Below are 17,939 nucleotides of genomic sequence, written 5' to 3'. Positions count from 1 at the left end.
AGCGAAAGCTGGCTTTTTTGTGTTTGGCTGCGTGAAATACACCAAAATCACCTAAACACCGATTTGTTGTTTTTAATATATGAGCGAAAAACGACAACACGGTTTTTGCTTTATTTCTCTGTCGGTTGTGGTTTAAAGTAGTGAGCAATTAAATGAGCAAATACCCTAAAGTGGTGTGGATTAGCATGACGGTTTGGGGACGAGTAAGTTGTTAGCTGCAAATATGGAAACATTAATCTCAACAGTTGTTTTAATTTCTATTCCGTCTTTTTTTGCTGTGCGTCATTTCAACGAATATGGCACTTTTGACGACCCCAAGATTTGGGGGAGGGCTGAAAAAATAGCCTCTTTATTATTTGCGCTTTATTTGGGAATGATTTTAGTTTTGGGTAAATCAGGCATTTATTCCTTCTATGAACCAGTTTCGACTATTCGCGATCCCCGCTTTATGTTTTTCTTTTTGTTTCCAAGCATTGGCTTCGGTATTGCTATGTTTCCACGTGTAGCAGCAGAGTTCAGTCAAAACTACTTGCCTATGTTGCAATCTGATATGCTCAAGTACTTTAGTATTTACGGTTGGCTAATTATTGTCTGTTTAACATTAATAATTGCGGTTTAATCAGCATGTGCAGCTAACAAACAACTGTTGGCGCTCACTGCGTTCGCTGGGACACAAACACATGGGCTCCCTCGCTTCGCTCGTTATTTTAGCCCATGTATTTGTGCCCCAAAGTTGGGGCGTTATACACCACCCATTCTTTAGTAAAAGTCAGGCCGAAGTTCATTACTTTTTTACAACGGCTTTGGAGGTTCGTTTTGGTTTTCGGTCAGCATCGAAGGAAGCTTGAAAGCACCGCTTTTCAACTCAAGCAGCTCTCTTCTTTGGCAGCAAGTAAAAGCTAAAAACGTTGGTTGTTTTATTCAGTACTTTTACCCTATTTTCTTCAACATGCTGGCAGTTAACATACGGTTTGTGTATAACAAAAAAATTAAGTCGTGGGCTAAAGCCCACTGGGACGCTAACACGCAGGGCCGCTTCGCTATTATGCCCTACGCGTTATCGCCCCTTATTTAAAAGTTAGGTGCTTTGAGGTAAATGGATGGATCTATACATTGGCAAAGGAATAGACTCACTTTTATTCGGTATCACTGAAAACGAAGCTCAAAAACTTTTGGGGAGCCCAGATAAAAGTTACTTTACCGATAGTGGCTGTAAGCGTATTCAATACAACGAACTGGAAATTGAGTTGTCATTTGAACCAGACAGTGACAATCGACTTGGGTGGCTAGAAGTTCATAATAAAGAGGCCAAACTGTTTGGTAGTAGTCTCATCGGGCTAAGTGAAAAAACTGCTGTTGAACTTCTAAGTTCAATGCTTAACTCCAAACCAAAATATGATGATTTTGGTGGCTTTACGTCAATCAATTATGAAGATGAGTGGCTGGAGTTACAGGTTCAGTTTGGTATCGTTAAATGCATTAATTTTGGCGTTTTGTTTAGAGAAAACGGTGCTCCATCTTGGCCACGCACCTAACAATCGCATAAACTCGCTCGCAAGCTCGCTGGGACAAAAACACGTAGGCTCCCTTCGCTTCGCTCGGTATTATAGCCTACGTATTTTTGCCCGTTATGCGGGCCGTTAGGTGCTACAAGTGAAATGTCAGTGTCAAAGCATGGATATAAGAGTTATTGGTTGGAGAAATGATAGTTACTTCAATTCAATGCCTGAAATGCAAAGTTATGGGAATGGTTGGCAATCTATTCTCAAATGTTCAACTTGTTCTCAACATTGGTTAGTTGATCACTTCGACAAAGTACAGTCACTATTTGCTGTGAAAATTGACTCTCCAACTGATGTCAGCAAAGATCATCTATTGAGGAAACACGTAAGTGCGTTACTTAAAAAGTACAATGGTTATTCAACTAACAATTGTCAATTTGCTGACTGTAATGAATTGGCATTAAAAGGTAAGGCTTTTTGCCCTAGATGCTTGATTACAAAGCAAGGGGTCTATGAATAAGCTCGCACCTAACAAAAAAATTAAGTCACTCACTTCGTTCGCTGGGACGCATACACGTGGGCTGCTTCGCATTATAGCCCACATGTCTGCGCCCCTTATTTAAAAGTTAGAAGGCGTCAGCCTAAACTTCGTTTGGCTCTATAAATTTATCAGTGCAACTACCCTTACCTGTCTTCAATAGCATCGCTCTGGCTTTTGGTAGTTTTAATGTCGCCGCATTAAATTCAAAGGTTGCGCATTAGGCGCTTTAACACCAAGTTCTTATTTTCAGCCAGCAAGCGCCAATGCGTTTGTTAGTTCAAATGGCGGCTTGCTTCAGTTAAATCAAAAGCATCATCGCGCTGTCGTTTCTCTTGTTTGCGTTAACAATCAATCGTATGCTGGCTTCATTAGTTTTTAAAAAGGCCAACGGAACAGGTTCTGCTTCTAACAAAGCGCTAAAGTCGTTCCCTTCGGTCACTGGGACGCTTACACGCGGGGCCACTTCGTTATTATGCCCCACGTGCAATCGCCCCTTAGCTTAGCGTTAGGTAGCAAGATGGAATTTGAAACTTGGGAATCTCCTTTTGAAGAAGGAACTGCTTGGATCGTTGATGTATCGTGGAGTATCGATAAATGGTCACTGACAAAATCTTCTGGCGCAAAAGTTGAAATTCTCGGCAATCCCAAACATAAGCACATCGACTTGATCGCTCGTATTTTCCATGAAGAAACAGAAACGCTTTACGAGTTAGCCTTTGAAACGGTTAATGCATATCGTTTATTAGATGAGCATGGTCTTCTATATCTGTGGTCATCTGAACGCCCTAAAAAGAATACTTTTAAGCTAAAAGGTCACCCATGGCACGAAGAGAGTCCGCTTTCATTCGCTATGGGAAACAGTCAGGAGTGGTCACATATGCTGGTAACAAACGATGAATGCTTGGAAGTCATCTGTAGTGAAAGTCCCAAGATTACGAAAGTTGAAAATGTCCATTTTTCCAGCAATGCTACCTAACAAAAAAATTAAGTCACTCACTTCGTTCGCTGGGACGCATACACGCGGGGCGGCTTCGCCATTATGCCCCACATGCCTGCGCCCCTTATTTAAAAGTTATAAGCCAAAAGGAATTTGAATTTGCTCTTCGATTGGTTCAACTCTGAAAAGCCAAATGTATACTTAGGTTCATTGGCTGTAGTTAATGACAGCAACATATCTAAAATAGAGTCGTTCTTTTCTATAAGTGGAAATTCACTACAAGATCATATGCGTAAAAAACTCGAAGAGATTTTTTGCCTCCACAGTATTTCTAACATTAATGAACCGAAGAAATCTGACATTGGCTTGGATGTCGTTATAGTCACACTACACGGTGGCGAAGCTTTTACCGTTAATCTAGGAACTTCTGGCATACCAATATTTTGGCGTCCAAAAATTAAGTTAGTTTCGCGGCTATACAACATTAATCACGGTAAGACCGTAAAAACATTCAGTGTGTCTAAATCTGTAACATGGCATGAATTCATTGCAAAGCAATTTAGTCTCAGAGGGCTATTCCGCTGGGGACCTCTTTACCATAATGAGGACATGGAAATCTTGCTTTATCAGGCATGTCTTGAGTTAATAGATAAAATGCGTAAGGCTATTTAAACAGTGGCTTATAACAAACGACTATGGTGTCAACTTAAACATTAAGCCGCTTTTTCTTCCCACATAACGCCATTTCTAACCATTGAGTTTAGTATGACAACCATCTTCCTCACACAGGCAATGATGGCGACTTTCTTAGGCTTACCAGCGGCAACCAACCTCTCATAGGTGGCTTTAAACTTAGCGTTACACTGCATCGCCGACATCATGGCCATAAACAAAACCGTTCGGACTTGGTGACGTCCTCCTTGAGTCACTTGCTTACCTTTGTATCGGCCACTTTCTTTGTTCATGGGGGCTACGCCAACAAGGGCGGCTACCTGTTTGCTATTCATCAAACCAAGTTCTGGTAAATAGCTGATGAGGGCCGCAGCCGACACCTTGCCAATGCCCGGCATACTTTGAACCAGTTCACTTTTTGCCTGGTATTCTGGGCAGCTTTGAATTAAATCGGCTAATTCGTCGTCCATCTTTTGAATTTGCTTTTTTAACACGGTGAGCATTGCCTTTATACTTGATTGAACAGTTTTTGGCATAATTTGAAGGCGGTTTTTCTCACGGGTCTGCATCTCTAAAAGCTGATTTCTGCGGGCTACCGCGTCAGCCATCTTCTGAATGTTCTCGGGTTTTAGTGTCGACAAGGCAGGTTGAATTACCTCACTAAAATGCGCTATCAACGCCGCATCAAGTTTGTCCGTTTTAGCTTTACGGCCAATCGCACCAGCGAAGCGTTTAACATGAACAGGATTGACGACACTAAAAGGTAATGCTGCTTTCGCGCAAGCAGATACAAACGCCATTTCATAGCGGCCTGTCGCTTCAATAACAATGCGCTCAACCGTTAATTGCCTTAACCTTTTTAACGCTTCACCTATCCCTTTCTTGTCGTTGCTTACTTTTAAATATTCCTCCAACGGACGAATATGTATATCGAGACAATCTTTGCCTACATCTACACCCACGTTTATGTTTTGCACTACTGATTTTTTCATAATAAGCTAACTCTGGTTTGCTAAATGCGAGCTCGGGGCCCAGTCGACTATTCGAGTATGTTGCTTGGAGCACTGCGTGGTGTTCATGTTTGTTATCGGTCTCTCAATTGAGGAGCCTGCACTAAATCGAACTGCCACACAGCCAACTTTGGTTGCAGCCAAAGTCTGGGCCTCACTTTACCCATCTTTGAAAAGGAAATGTGGTGTATTTAGGGAAAAATTATCCATACAAACCACTGTAGCTATTCGCAGGCTCGGTGTGACAGTAACACGTGGGCTCTGTCGCTTCGCTTGGATTTTAGCCCATGCGTTACTGCCCCTTATGTGGGTAAGACCAACTTCGAGGATAGATATGAGAAGGTTTATACTTCTAACGTTAATAGCATTATCAATGAGGTCGTTTGCAACAGAACAAATTCCCGAGCTATTCGTTATAAACGGTCAGGAGTACGAGATTAACTCCTATCCACTTGAAGCCCTATACGGATATGAAGAAATAATCCTAATGCTAGATAACAATATGCGTTGCAGTGCGAACTGGAGAGGCTACAGGGGAGTTTGGGAGTTAGTTGACAAAGAATTAACATTAAATTCATTGGTGAATGGTGCATGTGATGCAAATGCGCCTTCAGTGAACCCTGAGTACTTTTTTGGAGAAAAATCATTCCCAGTTAAGTTCGTCTGGTTCAGCGGCAAAATTGAAGTTAGAACATCAGAACGAATTCCTATTTCAAAAATAAACTCCGAATCTGGAAAACAAGCTCACGGCGAAAAATACCAAGCTACTGTATATGTGTTTGTCTCCGGCGAGCTTATTTCAAATTCAGAAGAAGAGATTGAGCATTGGTGGTATTGAAGCATAGCAAGGCGCTTAACACGTGTGCCACTGGGTGCCACGCTGTCACAGTAACGCAGCGGCGCATCGCGATTATGCAGCTACGTCACTGTCGTTAGCTTAGCGTAAGGCATCGTTTTGAAATCACTTATCCTTTTCTTTCCTATTTTACTCGCTGGTTGCGATAAGCAAGTCTTACCTTCGGGTTCATATGAGTTAAACTTTGTATCTTCTGTTTGGAAAAAATCAGAATCTGCCAAATGGAGAGAAGGAGAAGATTCAGTCAGACAACAGATGCTTGGAAGCCTAATAAATGAAAATCTCGCCGGCAAAAGCAGAGAGCAAATAATTAATTTGCTAGGTTCGCCCTCTACAAAAATGGACCCTGACGGAGAAGGTCCGAGTTTGTCCTACCCAACGGGCCCGCAAAGAGAAAGTTACTTTGCTGTTGACTACGAATGGTTAATAATTCAATTTGATTCTAAAAATAACTATAAAAGCTATTATCTGGCATCTGATTAAGATGTCGAACGATATGCTTGAGTCGCAAACCGTTGGTGCAACCTGCTTGGACACAAGCATGCAGGCTGCTTCGCATTTTAGCCTACATGTTTCTGCCCCTGTTATTGGAAAGTTATATGCCTATGCAAAGATTACTTCTTCTATTTATCTTGGCGTGCTCGTCGTACTTTACACAAGCAGATCAAGTTATCTATGAGCTTGGTTCTTATCGGGATAAATCGCTACTTACTTATTCTGAAAGCTCGCTAAAACTCACTACTATCAAAGATGGAAGTGAATCAGTTCTTTGTTCTAGTGTAATTTCAGAAGATACGCTTGCTCACTCATTAGAGTTTTTCAAAGAGGCGGGTATCATTAGCTGGGAACCAACGTATTTTTCGGAAAGTAAAATGGATGGCGTAGTATTTAAACTATCGGTCGAAATTAATAACGTTAGTATTTCAAGTATGGGGCATTTAGACAGTGCCCCAAAAAAACACTGGCAACTAATGCGGTATTTTAATCAATTATTGGTTGTAAATAGCTGCTCAAAAAGCATATAACAATCAAATTAAGTCGTGTGCCAGAGCGCACTGGGTCACAATTACGCGGGCGGCTTCGCAATTTTCGCCCTCGTGTCTGCGCCCCTTAACTTGACGTTAGCCGCCAAATCAATTGATAAGGAAATTCTATGCATATTATTTTAGGAGTTTTAGGTGTCGTCGTTACGATTCTCGTGTTGCTTAATCGACTTCAAGAGGGTGGTATCGATATTGGTTGGCTAAATCCATTCAGTTGGCATCGTAGAATAAAGTTCAGGCTGCAATACGAAACCCCTCCTGCTTACTCACTTGATTCCCCAATGGATGTGGTAGCATTATTTATGCTCGCTATTGCCAAAAGCGACGGAGAACTCACAAAGGAGCAGAAAGAAACGCTCCTCGGGTTATTTCAATCAGATTTTAAGTTGTCCGCGTCTGAAGCTAAGAACTTACTCGGTTCAAGTTCGCATATATTAGGAAATGGACAAGATGTAAGAGCTAATCCAAAATCCGTTTTAGCTAAAAGCATCGACTCGTTTACTGACGCGCAAATTTTCTCAACAAAATCACTTTTGGAACAAGCTGCAAGAATAGAAGGTGAACCTTCAAATGAACAAACTAAACTCTTAAATTCAATCATCGCAGCGCTGCCTTCTTCGAGTAAACAAGAGTGGTAGCGTTCTACATTGGGCTATGTCAGTCCATATGAATACGAAACGGCGTACGCTTAACATGAATATCCGCTTTTAGTGGGGAAGACCAATTTCTCGAAAAGTATGCGTAAAATTTTAGTTGGGATTTTATTATCAATAAGCTGGAATGCTATGGCTTCTTATAGTCTATATATTGAGCGCGATAACCCGATTTCTGTAAGAGAATGGTTAACGATTTGCGAAAGCGATTCTTCATTAACTGTGCAGCACGCTGCTAAAGTAATGAACCCGGAAACGGGTGAAACCATTGAAATCCAAACTCCAAATGGTTGCGTTTGGACTAGTCCAATTTTACGCAGAAAATATTATTTCACATTCTCAAATGGCAGCATTACTTCCGGTAGCAACAAGGCCCAAATAAGGAAAGCCAAAAAGTTAGCTAAATTACTTGGGGCCAGACTTGTAGGGGATGAGGGTGAGGAGTATTAGAAACATAACAAGCCAAGCAAGAGGGACAATTACATGTGGGCTCCCGTCGCTTCGCTCCGTATTTTAGCCCACAAGTAATTGCCCCTTCTTGGGGTGTTAGGCTTCTAAAGAACATGAAAAAATCATTTCTATTTTTCACATTAATATTTTTGCAAATTTCCGGCTGTGACAGTTCTAGCAAATATTTTGATGTACGTGAAGGCGAGGATATCAGCACCAATATATCACCGAACGAGAATTACAATGCATTAATTAGAAAGGTAGATATAAGCGGTTCCGTTATGGTTTCTCAACCGTACCAAGTTATCGTCGAAGATAAATTTGGGAATAGTCAGGTTATACTCTTAGCTGACAAAACGCCGGGCGTAACTATTAAGTGGGTAGACCTCAAAACTTTAAGTATTTGCTATGAAAAAGAAACCAAAATTAGAGAATTTCGGAATTCATTTGGCTTTTATCGTGAAAATGCTCCCTATGTCGAGGGCGAGGTTATCCTGAATAGAAAAGAGCTCTTCGAGGAATGCAGTGAAGCCTAACAAAGCGCTGTTGGCGTTCGATTTCGCTCACTGGGACGCATACACGTGGGCTGCTTCGCATTATAGCCCACGCGCCTGCGCCCCTTATTTAAAAGTTATATTGCATAGAATGAACAGACTCCAAGCACTAAATGAAATCATCAATTTTGGCTCGAATTTAGAGCTTGCTGCAATTAAGATCCATGAGTTTCCCTTTGATACAGATGAAGAACTAATAACAATCAATCGGCACCATGTAGAAAAAGTCCTGAAAATGTTTATCAGTGGCGAAATATCTGATGAACAAGTAGAACAGTGGGCAAATTTCATTGAAGGACGCGAGGATTTAGATTACGACGTATTCGGAAACCTAATATATATCCTTGCAAACCCTGTCTTAGAAGGTAAGTTAAGTATCAGTAAAGCAAGGAAGTTTTTAGATGCAATATAACAAACCGCTGTAGACGCAAGCGGTGCATGTTGGGACAAAAACACGTGGGCTGTCCTTGCTTCGCTCGTTTTTATAGCCCACTTATTTTTGCCCCTAAGCGGGGTGTTAAGAGCAAAGCATGGACAAAGCCAAAATCAAAAAAACAGCTAGTACAATCTCTTTGGTGTTATTTTGTGTGCTACTAAACTGGTATCTAACGGGGAGCAGGAAAGCACTAGAATATAAAGACTATATAGAAATAGTTGAGGCAATAGGAAAGGCTAGTTTTGAGAGTAATTGTATTATAGATCTAAAAATCAAAACTGAAAGGCCATGGGGTTGGACTCCTACGAGTACTGAACTGTCAATTGTGAAGGATGGAGTTACTGTAACTACTTCTACAAGTAAATATTTCAAATCTGATCGAATTGAGCAATCACATGGAACATTCTATCACTACTTCGATTGGTCCAAAGATACTAGTAGAGGCCTAGTGGCTTCATATTTAGAGTTAGAGATCTCCCGAGATAATAAGCTAAATTGGATAAAGGTCGGCGAGTGTATGCCAATTAACAGAAATGAGTATTTTCCTAAAACCTATAAAGGTTGTAAGAATATAGAGCACCGTGCGGTAAAGTGCTCTTAACAAAGCCATCAAAAAATGCGTTTTCAACGCTGGACTCGCAACAAGTTGCTCGCCTTTTATGGCGGCGTTAGGGCTCCCGAGAAATGAGCATGAATAAACTGAAAAGCAAGAATACTGAATACTTAAGCTCAATTGGCATTGAAGTGCCTGAGCATTTACCTCAGATCGAAAGCCTAGATGAGGTAAATCCTAGAACAGCTCAGGATATCGCTGGCAGATTATGCGCCTTGGCATACGTTATTGGTTTGGGATTCGACGCAAATGGCAAGGAGCTACTCAAGCAACTTAATAAATACGATTTGATGCCTTATGTCAGCGGGTATGAGAATGGCTTGCTTAACCAAGACATAATCGGAGACCAAGATAAAATAAATATGTCGTGGTTAACCGAATGTGCTCAGGCGTTAGCTTGGTGCATTGGTTTAGTGGGGCTGGATCACTTTAGGCATTGTGATAATGATCTGGCCCACAAGATACCTTTTAAAGCTGACCCTAAAGATTTCATTCAAAAGGCCAAGCTTCGCCCGATTTGCGAGATCCAAGAACAGTCCGACCTTTTGTATAGAATGCACTGGTATGCAAGAAACTGTGGTTTAACTGGGCAAGAATGCGAGTTAAGCGAGGGTATTGTTTCAGAGCGTAGAAAAGCAATTGATTGGGCGTATGGTGTAGAGGAGGACTGGGATACAGTACCAATGGATACCTAGCCCTAACAATTGGCGCAACGCAGCTGTCTCCCATGACGCATGAGTAAGGATTCATCGTAGTGCGACTATTTATTTTTATATTATTAACGTTTTTTTCTAACATTTCCTATTCAGAGATAAGCATGGAACAATCGTCAGATTCATGGATTATGATAGAAGTTGATGACTTCTTCTTGTCATCTAGTGAATTAGAAATCGAAGAAAAAGTTATTGAATTAGTAGAGTCGAATAATCTAGGAGAATTCGACGGGCATTCTAGTGGTCAGTATCAGTTTGATATGAACTTATACGATGTACCGGTTTTCGAAGAAGCTAAAACTCAAATCTCAAGAATGCTTAAAGCTGAATACCCGAAGTTGAATTTCATAATATCTGATGAATACGAAACAATATTTGATAGTGTAGAGTAAAATGCCTAACAAACAGCACTACGCGCAGCAGCATAGCTACTTGGACCTCCGTTACGCAGCAGTTTCACTTCCGCTCGACTCCTCCGGCCCGTGAGCTCAGCGTTAGTTGCCTAAGAAAAACCAAAGGAAGAGCATGAAACAACAAAACCGAGTTCAACTAAGCTTTACTTCTATACTAAAAATCTTTGGTATTTATGCACTTGCTCTCAACGTGTTTTTCACAATCATGTTTTTACTGTTCTTTCTTATGGGTATAGAAACACCAACTCCTTCAAATTTCATAGTTTCGATGATTGTTAGCCCATTCTTATTTGTTCTCTTTGCCGTGTTTGGATATCCATTCTTTGCCTTATTCAATCGTGTTCGTGGTGGACTACTATTAAAAGTTGTTCGAGGTAGTGTTAAGAATGTCAACTAACAAGGCGTTTAAGGCGCTCACTTCGTTAGCTGAGGCGCAAGCACATTGGGCCGCTTCGCTATTATGCCCTACGTGCTTGCGCCCCAAAGCTTAGCGTTAGGCACAGGAATAAATATGAATCCCATACAGCAAGCATTTAATTACGATAAGATTGCAGAGCATTGGAATAGCGATCGCTTTAATAGAGAAAATGGTAATTCAGAGCATAAAAGAGCGCTTAACTTTGCTCCGAAGACTGGGAAAGCTATTGATGTAGGTTGCGGCAGCAGCGGACGTATAATCGATTTATTATTAAAGTATGGATATGATGTTGAGGGGCTGGACCTTTCAACCGAAATGCTAAGGCTTGCAAAAATAAGGCATCCTAAAGTCGTATTCCATCACGCAGATATTTGCAACTGGGTTCCAAGTAAAAAATATGCGTTCATATCGGCCTGGGATAGTATTTGGCATGTTCCCCTCGAAAACCAAGAAAGTGTAATTGGTAAACTCCTAGAGCATCTGGAAGTGAATGGTGTAATAATTTTTACAAGTGGGGCGGTCGATGAAAAGGGGGATGGTAGCAACCCATTTTTGGGCCAAGACTTATACCATGCAGCTCTTGGTATTCCAGCAATTTTAAAGTTATTGGAAAGTCACAATTGCGTGTGTCGGCACTTGGAAAACGATGACTTTCCAAACAAACATTTATACGTGGTCGCACAAAAACGTGCCTAACAAAACACGGTTGGCACTCCCCTCGGTCCCAAAGCTTAGCGTTATGAACAGGACTTAAGGGAAATAAGGAAATTCATATGAGTAAGTGGGAAACAATTGGAATATGGGTCATGATAGTTGTTGCCACAGTTGTTATAGCTAGGGCCATATTTACTTTAGGCTCAATAATGGGGAGCGTTTTTATTGAGGGTTCTGCTGAATTCTCGTTTCTTCAATTTGGAATTATCGGTGGTGGCATTGCTTCTACCTTTTTACTCGTTCGCAACGCAAATCAACTAAAAAACAGTGCTGACCATGCACGGCCATAACAAGCTGCTTCGCGTTTAAGCCCACATGCCCGCGCCCTTTACTTAAAAGTTAGCGACAAGGAGAAGTTATTGAGCAAGCCGAATTTCTCAAGCTATTCAATTGAAGAATTGCTGGACTGTAAACAGAATATTGATAAAGATAGGTATCCTGGACGCTATAAAGAAATTCTTGATTTAATTGCCCTACGTACCCAAGACCCCAACATTAAACGCTCTCACGATGAGATTGTTTTCATAGAGTTTTGTGAAGCACTTAGAGATGACTTAAGAATTACATTAGACGATAACTTTTGGCCCATCCTTAAGTTATTTTCAAAGCGATTGAGAGATAGCGTACCAAGTACCTTTCAAGAACAAGTTTGTCCAGTATGCTCAGGGGATTTACACATTACTCAACGGTTTAGCGCTTGGGATGTTGAGTGCCAAACCTGCGATATGGTTTATTCTGTAGTTGAAAGATATTCGTCATTTTAAGCTTTGCAGATAACAAGCTACTAAGAGCGCTCGCGCTGCGTGCTGGGAAGTTAGGGGATAAAGGAATATGAGCTTCGAAAGATTTCATCAACATCGACATATCGTAGGTGGGAATTCAGTTTGCTTTTCCTACGACCGTTTTAAGACTAAATTTGAAGTCAAGGTGGGAGACTCTATTACTTATTCAAAGTACTTGTTATTCTGGCCTAAGCATAAAGCAACTGTCCAAATCGGATCTAGTTCATATGGCCTCTGCGTGTACTCGTTTTTAATATGGAGATCATATTTAAAAAAAGACAATTCAGTGGTTGTAAAAGAGCTACTTCCAAAACGTCGTAGACGCTCGCTAATACTCTTCGGCTATGGTGTTTTTATTGGTTTACTTCGGGCTGCATTTGTTGTTTTTAAACCGTAGAATCTAACAAAAAACTGTAGTCGTTCGCTAGCGCTCAACGGGACAATAACACGTAGGCTCAGTCGCTTCGCTCCCATTTAAGCCTACGTGTTATTGCCGCTTATTTGTGAGTTAACTCAACAGTATGTTCCGACACATTTCAACCTATAAGGATATTAAAATGAATAAAATGATCGGGTTAAGCCTACTTACAATAGGCTGTTTTATTTCAACAACATCTTTGGCTAACCAGCTATCTTCTGATTTTCTAAAAAATGAAATTGAATTAGCCCACACTCAATACCTGAACGGCTCACCTGAAAGTGGGCTTTACGCACTTCAAGCCTTAGCAAGAATGCTTGAGTCAGATGATTCTAGTTCCAGTCTAGGCCCAAATAATTTGTCATTTACTTACCTAAGAATAGGTTTGCTATACGAACAGGCAGGTAGCCAAGCTAAAGCAAACGCGTATTTCAACAAAGCGTTAAGTGCTTATATCGGTGAAGATATTGAAATTGCTCACTTGAAAGAAGCTGTTTCCAAATTAGACGAAAAGCGCAGCTAACAAGTTTCTCTAGTTCGTTCGCAAACTCACCGGGTTAATTAACAGTGGGCTAGGTGCTTCGCACAAGTATATCCAACTGCAATTTGCCCCCTTGATATAACTTATTAACACCGATGATGGCTCATGAGGAAGCTTTATGAATGAAGCAGAGATTAAGATTATGGAAAACATTTCAACGTACGGTTGCCATGTCACCTCTGTGTTTGACCCTAAACAACAAGATCCTAATTTCACATATACTACCGGTATAAATAGGCAGGAAAGTCGTCCAGAATTGATCATTGTTGGACTAAGAAGTGAATTATCTTCGTTGATAGCAAATGAATATAATCGTCGTATCCAAGAAGGTGAAGTTTTAATGGAAGATGGTTTTTATGAAGGGTTTCTCGATGGGTTTGAAGTTTGCTTTAAACCTGTAGCAAATAGATTTAAAGAAGAGTTTATGCTTTCTTGCAATTGGTTATATGAGGGAACCACTTACCCAGCGCTGCAGCTAGTCTATCCCACAGTAGATGGCATCTGGCCATGGGAAGCAAAAGCATCAGATAGCTTCAAACTATTACAACCAAGTTTTCAGGAAACGTCGGCATGGTAAGCTCCAACAAAGCGCCGGTAGCGTCAATGAATATTTAAATGGTGTTTTAATTTTGAACAACTCACAAAACTTCACAGGTCCTTGGTCCCTTTCACCAAAAAGTACGGTTGTTATTCAGGCAAACAAGTTATGAAGAAAATATCAACATCTCCATTCTTTTTCAAAACACTCTTTCCCACATTTTGGTTCGGTTTTCTAGCCATATTTTTTGTAATTGGCGTTTCGTTTGGCGCATATGAGCAGTCCATAATGTTTTTAATCATGCCAATAATAATGATTGTTTTTGGTTTCTTCTTATTCAAAAACTTCGCATGGGATTTGGCCGATGAGGTTTTGGATAATGGAAATGAATTATTGGTTACCCGAAACAATCAGAATATTCGGATTGAATTAAAAGATATAGTAAACATAAATCATCAAAAATCATCGCCGGAACGAGTTGTTTTAACAATACGAAACAAAGATATTTGGGGTGGGGAAATAGCTTTTATTCCGCCGTTTAGGTTTAACGTGTTATCAAAGAATAAGTATGTAGAGGACTTAATTGGGCGAGTGGACAAAGCAAGGAACACCTGACAAAACGTTGTGTTACTCGCTGGGGATTAAACACGTCGGTGGCTTCGGCGTTAGTGCAGTATTATTTGCGCTGCATATTTATAGTTTTAATCCTTATTGTCGCGCGCTTTTGTGCTCTATTAAAAATCAAGGAAAATAGATGAATAAAATTATATGCGGATTACTATTTTTGATATTGGCAGGCCACAGTAATAGTTGGGCGCTATCAGCGTTACCCATTGCACAAGAACTGGCGATTGATAGTACTGTGCTTGGTGAAAAGCGTGATTTAGTTATTTACTTGCCTGCTGGGTATAAATCTAGTCAGGCTCATTATCCGGTTTTGTATCTCACCGATGGTGATATTCAGGGGCCTCATACCGCTGGCACAATAGATTATCTGGCTAAGTTTGAGCAGATGCCGCAAATGATTGTCGTCGGTATTGTAAACCCAACAAAAACACGTGTTAGAGATTTAACAATTACCCCTCTAGAGAAGCTAATGCCAAATCAACATGAAAATGCGGATAGATTTTTAGATTTTGTTGAGAATGAAGTTATTCCCCTTGTGAAAAAGCGCTACCGAACTCTGGACTATCAAGTTCTATCTGGAACGTCGCATGGAGGGCAGTTTGCTATTAATGCCATGGTTAGGCGCCCAAACTTGTTTGAGGGAATCATCGCCATCAGCCCGTCGTTATATTGGAACAACAAGCAACTGTTGGTATTAGCCAAGCAGGCTTTAGAAAGTAAACAGTTACAAGGGCATTTGTATGTGTCTATTGCTAACGAAGAGCCAACTATGACAGACGCGTATCAAGAATTTCTAGATTTGCTTTCTGGGTATTCAGTTAACGGACTAGTGGTCAAGTCTGAGACCTTTAGTAATGAAACACACAACACAACTGTGCTTCAAGGGCAGTATGCTGGTTTGAAAAACTTGTTTTCCGAATGGCCTATTCCAGAAGGTGAACCTAAAACTTTAGGTGACTTGCAGGCGAAATTTGCCAGTCGCTCGGCTTTACTTAATACAGAAATGAAAATTCCGGAAGATAAAGCAAACGGATACGCACAGTGGTTACAATATTTGAATCGTCAAGATGACGCGCTTGATCTACTCAAATGGAATCGAGAAAATTATCCTCAATCTTTAAGTGCTCATTCCGCATTAATCAAAGCATATGTGAATTTCAATATGGCAGAAGAAGCACAGTCAGCGCTTCAATACGCACTGAAGTCAATTGACAAGCTTACCCCACAACAAAAAACACAGCTAAATAGCTTGTTTATATAGCTACCACATACGCTAAAAGTAACAGCAAGCGAAATTAAAAAAAAGGCGGGGAAACACACATGGAAGTAACCAAGGCAAGTCTGCAACGAGCAGTATCAAGCGGCATAATTTCTCAACATCAAGCAGAGTCTCTTCACCACTTTTTTCAAGCCGACATCGCTCAAACACCTAAATTTAGTTTTACTCATATTCTTTATTATCTCGGTGGGCTCATTGCGATAGGGGCTATGACATTATTTATGACATTGGGATGGGAAGAGTTTGGTGGTGCGGGTATCGTGTTGATTGCTTGTATTTATGCAATTGTGGGTATCATGCTAGCCAATAGAATGGCTAACAAAAACTTACCGATCCCCGCAGGAATTTGTGCCACGTTTGTTATATGCATTACACCCATTGCAACCTACGGCATTCAGCAATGGCTGGGTGTGTGGCCTGAAGAGGAGGTGGTGTATAAGCAATATCATTTATATGTGAAGTGGCATTGGTTGTACATAGAACTTGCAACATTGGTGGTTGGTATAGTGCTGGCGTGGTTGTATCGTTACCCCTTCATGGTAATGCCTATTGCAGTAACGTTGTGGTATCTCACAATGGACTTAACGTCAGTGTTAGAACCGAACGGCTACACGTGGGAGCTTCGCTCACTTGTCTCTATGTATTTGGGCTTGCTAATGACGCTACTTGCGTTTTGGACTGATATACGTTCTAGAACATCAGCTGATTATGCATTCTGGCTTTATCTATTTGGGGTTATCGCGTTTTGGGGCGGGCTCTCTAGCCAAGACTCAGACAGTGAATGGTCAAAGTTCATGTATTTCACTATCAACATGGTAATGATAGGTGTTGGCGCGTTATTAGTGCGGCGAGTATTTGTTATCTTCGGCGGTATTGGATGCTGTATTTATCTGGGTCACTTAGCTTCAAATGTATTTAAGGACAGTTGGTTGTTTCCATTTGCACTTACCGCGATAGGGCTATTAGTCGTATACCTGGGCATTCTGTGGCAAAAGCATGAGTCTGTTATTACGCGAAAAGCGAGGTCAATTATGCCAACAGCGTTACGTGAATTGCTGGATGCCAAACAATAGTGTTCGAATGATTGTGCTTTCTTTATATAAATCAAAATGTGGGGCGGTAAATGTTAACACTGCGTAAGGTGAATGAAGACGATGTGTCGTTCCTGGTTGAACTTCGGCTGTCTACTATGGATGAACACATGATTAATGCTGGCTTAGTGCTATCTGTCGATGAGCACAAAGAGCGCGTACTTTATCAATATGAGCGTTTCCATTTAGTGCTTGATAACAAGAGTGTCATTGGCGCTGTGAAGTTTGAAGATACAGACTTGTGTCTTTACATACATCAGATACAAGTTATGCCAACGCAGCAAGGCAAAGGCTATGGAAGACAAATAATTAGCCAATTGATACAAGGGACCGTGCACGATACCGTAGAACTTAAAGTGCTTAAACAAAACCCCGCATTTAGACTCTATACTGCCATCGGTTTTGAAGTAATAGGCGAGGACGAATTTGAATATCATTTACGCAAAGAATTGATGATATAGATGGATATTGTAATTGTTAGTGATATTTTCGGGAAAACACCTGCGCTTGAAGTACTGGGGGCATCACTTGATGGCAATGTGTTTATTATCGACCCTTATGACGGCATGAACATGCAGTTTGTGAGTGAATCAGAGGCGTACGACCATTTTACTCAAAACGTGTCTCTAGATAGCTATCAGGAACTAGTGAGTTCTTTCGTGAACAATCTCTCAGCCCCCGTCGTCGTAATTGGTTTTAGCGCTGGAGCATCAGCTGCGTGGTTGGCGTCTGCTAGTTTCGGGCAACATGTTGTTTGTGTTTACGGTGTGTATAGTTCGCAAATAAGGCATCATTTGTGGGTAACGCCAGTGGTGCCAACGTATTTAGTGTTTCCCAAACAGGAGAAACACTTCAACGTAAACACGGTAATGAATGAACTTGAAGGCAAACCAAATATAACGCTTATTCACACAACCTATCTTCACGGTTTTATGAACAAGTTGTCAGTAAATTTCAATCAGCAAGGTTACGATTGGTTCAAAGGGCTTATAAACCATCATTTAGCAGAATTAAGATCATTGTAGATGGTTAAGCACATAAATGTAGTGGAGCAATAGGTTGCAGTAAGTCGTACTTAAGTGATCGGTATTAAATACTTTGATGGTATAAATCACAGTGGTATGGATGTATTTATGTG

At 40.8% G+C, this 17,939-nt stretch carries 27 protein-coding genes; 26 read left to right on the top strand and 1 reads right to left on the bottom strand.

Annotated elements, in window-relative coordinates:
- Positions 1-223 precede the first annotated feature (223 nt).
- The 5 genes from JN178_RS10885 to JN178_RS10865 all read left to right on the top strand — a co-directional run bounded on the left by JN178_RS10885 (position 224) and on the right by JN178_RS10865 (position 3,652).
- Positions 224-619 carry a hypothetical protein gene (locus JN178_RS10885; RefSeq protein ID WP_202261600.1) on the top strand — a complete coding sequence of 132 codons (396 nt, stop codon included), beginning with the start codon at positions 224-226 and terminating at the stop codon, positions 617-619.
- Between the two features lie 481 nt (positions 620-1,100).
- A complete protein-coding gene (locus JN178_RS10880; protein ID WP_202261599.1) occupies positions 1,101-1,535 on the top strand; it encodes a hypothetical protein in 435 nt (144 codons plus the stop codon).
- A 139-nt stretch (positions 1,536-1,674) separates the two neighbouring features.
- Complete coding sequence (locus JN178_RS10875) at positions 1,675-2,022, top strand: hypothetical protein (RefSeq protein WP_202261598.1); 348 nt, start codon at positions 1,675-1,677, stop codon at positions 2,020-2,022.
- Between the two features lie 538 nt (positions 2,023-2,560).
- Positions 2,561-3,019 (top strand): hypothetical protein, encoded by a 459-nt coding sequence (locus tag JN178_RS10870; protein WP_202261597.1) that lies wholly within the window; start codon positions 2,561-2,563, stop codon positions 3,017-3,019.
- Positions 3,020-3,139: 120 nt separating this feature from the next.
- Positions 3,140-3,652 (top strand): hypothetical protein, encoded by a 513-nt coding sequence (locus tag JN178_RS10865; protein ID WP_202261596.1) that lies wholly within the window; start codon positions 3,140-3,142, stop codon positions 3,650-3,652.
- A gap of 41 nt (positions 3,653-3,693) precedes the next feature.
- Here JN178_RS10865 and JN178_RS10860 read toward each other — a convergent pair whose 3' ends face one another.
- Complete coding sequence (locus JN178_RS10860; protein ID WP_202261595.1) at positions 3,694-4,644, bottom strand: IS110 family transposase; 951 nt, start codon at positions 4,642-4,644, stop codon at positions 3,694-3,696.
- Between the two features lie 76 nt (positions 4,645-4,720).
- On the opposite strand from JN178_RS10860, the gene JN178_RS10855 reads away from it, so the two are divergent.
- From JN178_RS10855 to JN178_RS10755, 21 genes are all read left to right on the top strand, one after another.
- Entirely contained in the window at positions 4,721-5,500 is a 780-nt protein-coding gene (locus tag JN178_RS10855) for a hypothetical protein (protein ID WP_202261594.1), read from the top strand.
- A 117-nt stretch (positions 5,501-5,617) separates the two neighbouring features.
- Positions 5,618-6,001 carry a hypothetical protein gene (locus JN178_RS10850; RefSeq protein ID WP_202261593.1) on the top strand — a complete coding sequence of 128 codons (384 nt, stop codon included), beginning with the start codon at positions 5,618-5,620 and terminating at the stop codon, positions 5,999-6,001.
- Positions 6,002-6,117: 116 nt separating this feature from the next.
- Positions 6,118-6,543, top strand: coding sequence for a hypothetical protein (locus JN178_RS10845; RefSeq protein ID WP_202261592.1), 426 nt, complete (start codon positions 6,118-6,120; stop codon positions 6,541-6,543).
- 128 nt (positions 6,544-6,671) lie between these two features.
- Positions 6,672-7,199, top strand: coding sequence for a tellurite resistance TerB family protein (locus JN178_RS10840; protein WP_202261591.1), 528 nt, complete (start codon positions 6,672-6,674; stop codon positions 7,197-7,199).
- Between the two features lie 99 nt (positions 7,200-7,298).
- Positions 7,299-7,664, top strand: a complete 366-nt coding sequence (locus tag JN178_RS10835; RefSeq protein ID WP_202261590.1) for a hypothetical protein — start codon at positions 7,299-7,301, stop codon at positions 7,662-7,664.
- Positions 7,665-7,777: 113 nt separating this feature from the next.
- Positions 7,778-8,200 carry a hypothetical protein gene (locus JN178_RS10830; protein ID WP_202261589.1) on the top strand — a complete coding sequence of 141 codons (423 nt, stop codon included), beginning with the start codon at positions 7,778-7,780 and terminating at the stop codon, positions 8,198-8,200.
- A gap of 109 nt (positions 8,201-8,309) precedes the next feature.
- A complete protein-coding gene (locus JN178_RS10825; protein WP_202261588.1) occupies positions 8,310-8,630 on the top strand; it encodes a hypothetical protein in 321 nt (106 codons plus the stop codon).
- Between the two features lie 118 nt (positions 8,631-8,748).
- Complete coding sequence (locus JN178_RS10820; RefSeq protein WP_202261587.1) at positions 8,749-9,255, top strand: hypothetical protein; 507 nt, start codon at positions 8,749-8,751, stop codon at positions 9,253-9,255.
- Between the two features lie 89 nt (positions 9,256-9,344).
- Positions 9,345-9,962 (top strand): DUF4272 domain-containing protein, encoded by a 618-nt coding sequence (locus JN178_RS10815; RefSeq protein ID WP_202261586.1) that lies wholly within the window; start codon positions 9,345-9,347, stop codon positions 9,960-9,962.
- Between the two features lie 122 nt (positions 9,963-10,084).
- Positions 10,085-10,372 (top strand): hypothetical protein, encoded by a 288-nt coding sequence (locus JN178_RS10810; protein WP_202261585.1) that lies wholly within the window; start codon positions 10,085-10,087, stop codon positions 10,370-10,372.
- A 133-nt stretch (positions 10,373-10,505) separates the two neighbouring features.
- A complete protein-coding gene (locus tag JN178_RS10805; protein ID WP_202261584.1) occupies positions 10,506-10,790 on the top strand; it encodes a hypothetical protein in 285 nt (94 codons plus the stop codon).
- A 114-nt stretch (positions 10,791-10,904) separates the two neighbouring features.
- Positions 10,905-11,507, top strand: a complete 603-nt coding sequence (locus JN178_RS10800) for a class I SAM-dependent DNA methyltransferase (RefSeq protein ID WP_202261583.1) — start codon at positions 10,905-10,907, stop codon at positions 11,505-11,507.
- A 77-nt stretch (positions 11,508-11,584) separates the two neighbouring features.
- Positions 11,585-11,815 carry a hypothetical protein gene (locus tag JN178_RS10795; RefSeq protein WP_202261582.1) on the top strand — a complete coding sequence of 77 codons (231 nt, stop codon included), beginning with the start codon at positions 11,585-11,587 and terminating at the stop codon, positions 11,813-11,815.
- Positions 11,816-11,884: 69 nt separating this feature from the next.
- Complete coding sequence (locus JN178_RS10790; protein ID WP_202261581.1) at positions 11,885-12,289, top strand: hypothetical protein; 405 nt, start codon at positions 11,885-11,887, stop codon at positions 12,287-12,289.
- Between the two features lie 575 nt (positions 12,290-12,864).
- A complete protein-coding gene (locus JN178_RS10785) occupies positions 12,865-13,248 on the top strand; it encodes a hypothetical protein (protein WP_202261580.1) in 384 nt (127 codons plus the stop codon).
- Positions 13,249-13,384: 136 nt separating this feature from the next.
- Positions 13,385-13,843 (top strand): DUF4262 domain-containing protein, encoded by a 459-nt coding sequence (locus JN178_RS10780; protein WP_202261579.1) that lies wholly within the window; start codon positions 13,385-13,387, stop codon positions 13,841-13,843.
- 129 nt (positions 13,844-13,972) lie between these two features.
- Complete coding sequence (locus JN178_RS10775) at positions 13,973-14,419, top strand: hypothetical protein (protein WP_202261578.1); 447 nt, start codon at positions 13,973-13,975, stop codon at positions 14,417-14,419.
- Between the two features lie 139 nt (positions 14,420-14,558).
- Positions 14,559-15,692, top strand: coding sequence for an alpha/beta hydrolase (locus JN178_RS10770; protein ID WP_202261577.1), 1,134 nt, complete (start codon positions 14,559-14,561; stop codon positions 15,690-15,692).
- A gap of 59 nt (positions 15,693-15,751) precedes the next feature.
- On the top strand, positions 15,752-16,783 hold the full coding sequence (locus JN178_RS10765) for a DUF2157 domain-containing protein (protein ID WP_202261576.1): 1,032 nt from the start codon (positions 15,752-15,754) through the stop codon (positions 16,781-16,783).
- A gap of 50 nt (positions 16,784-16,833) precedes the next feature.
- Complete coding sequence (locus JN178_RS10760) at positions 16,834-17,262, top strand: GNAT family N-acetyltransferase (protein ID WP_202261575.1); 429 nt, start codon at positions 16,834-16,836, stop codon at positions 17,260-17,262.
- Complete coding sequence (locus JN178_RS10755; protein ID WP_202261574.1) at positions 17,263-17,826, top strand: hypothetical protein; 564 nt, start codon at positions 17,263-17,265, stop codon at positions 17,824-17,826.
- Positions 17,827-17,939 lie beyond the last annotated feature (113 nt).

Origin of the sequence: Alteromonas sp. KC3, from assembly GCF_016756315.1 — a bacterium.
Taxonomy (GTDB): domain Bacteria; phylum Pseudomonadota; class Gammaproteobacteria; order Enterobacterales; family Alteromonadaceae; genus Alteromonas.
Note: the sequence above shows the minus strand (reverse complement) of the source record. Positions and strands in the feature narration are given on the sequence as shown.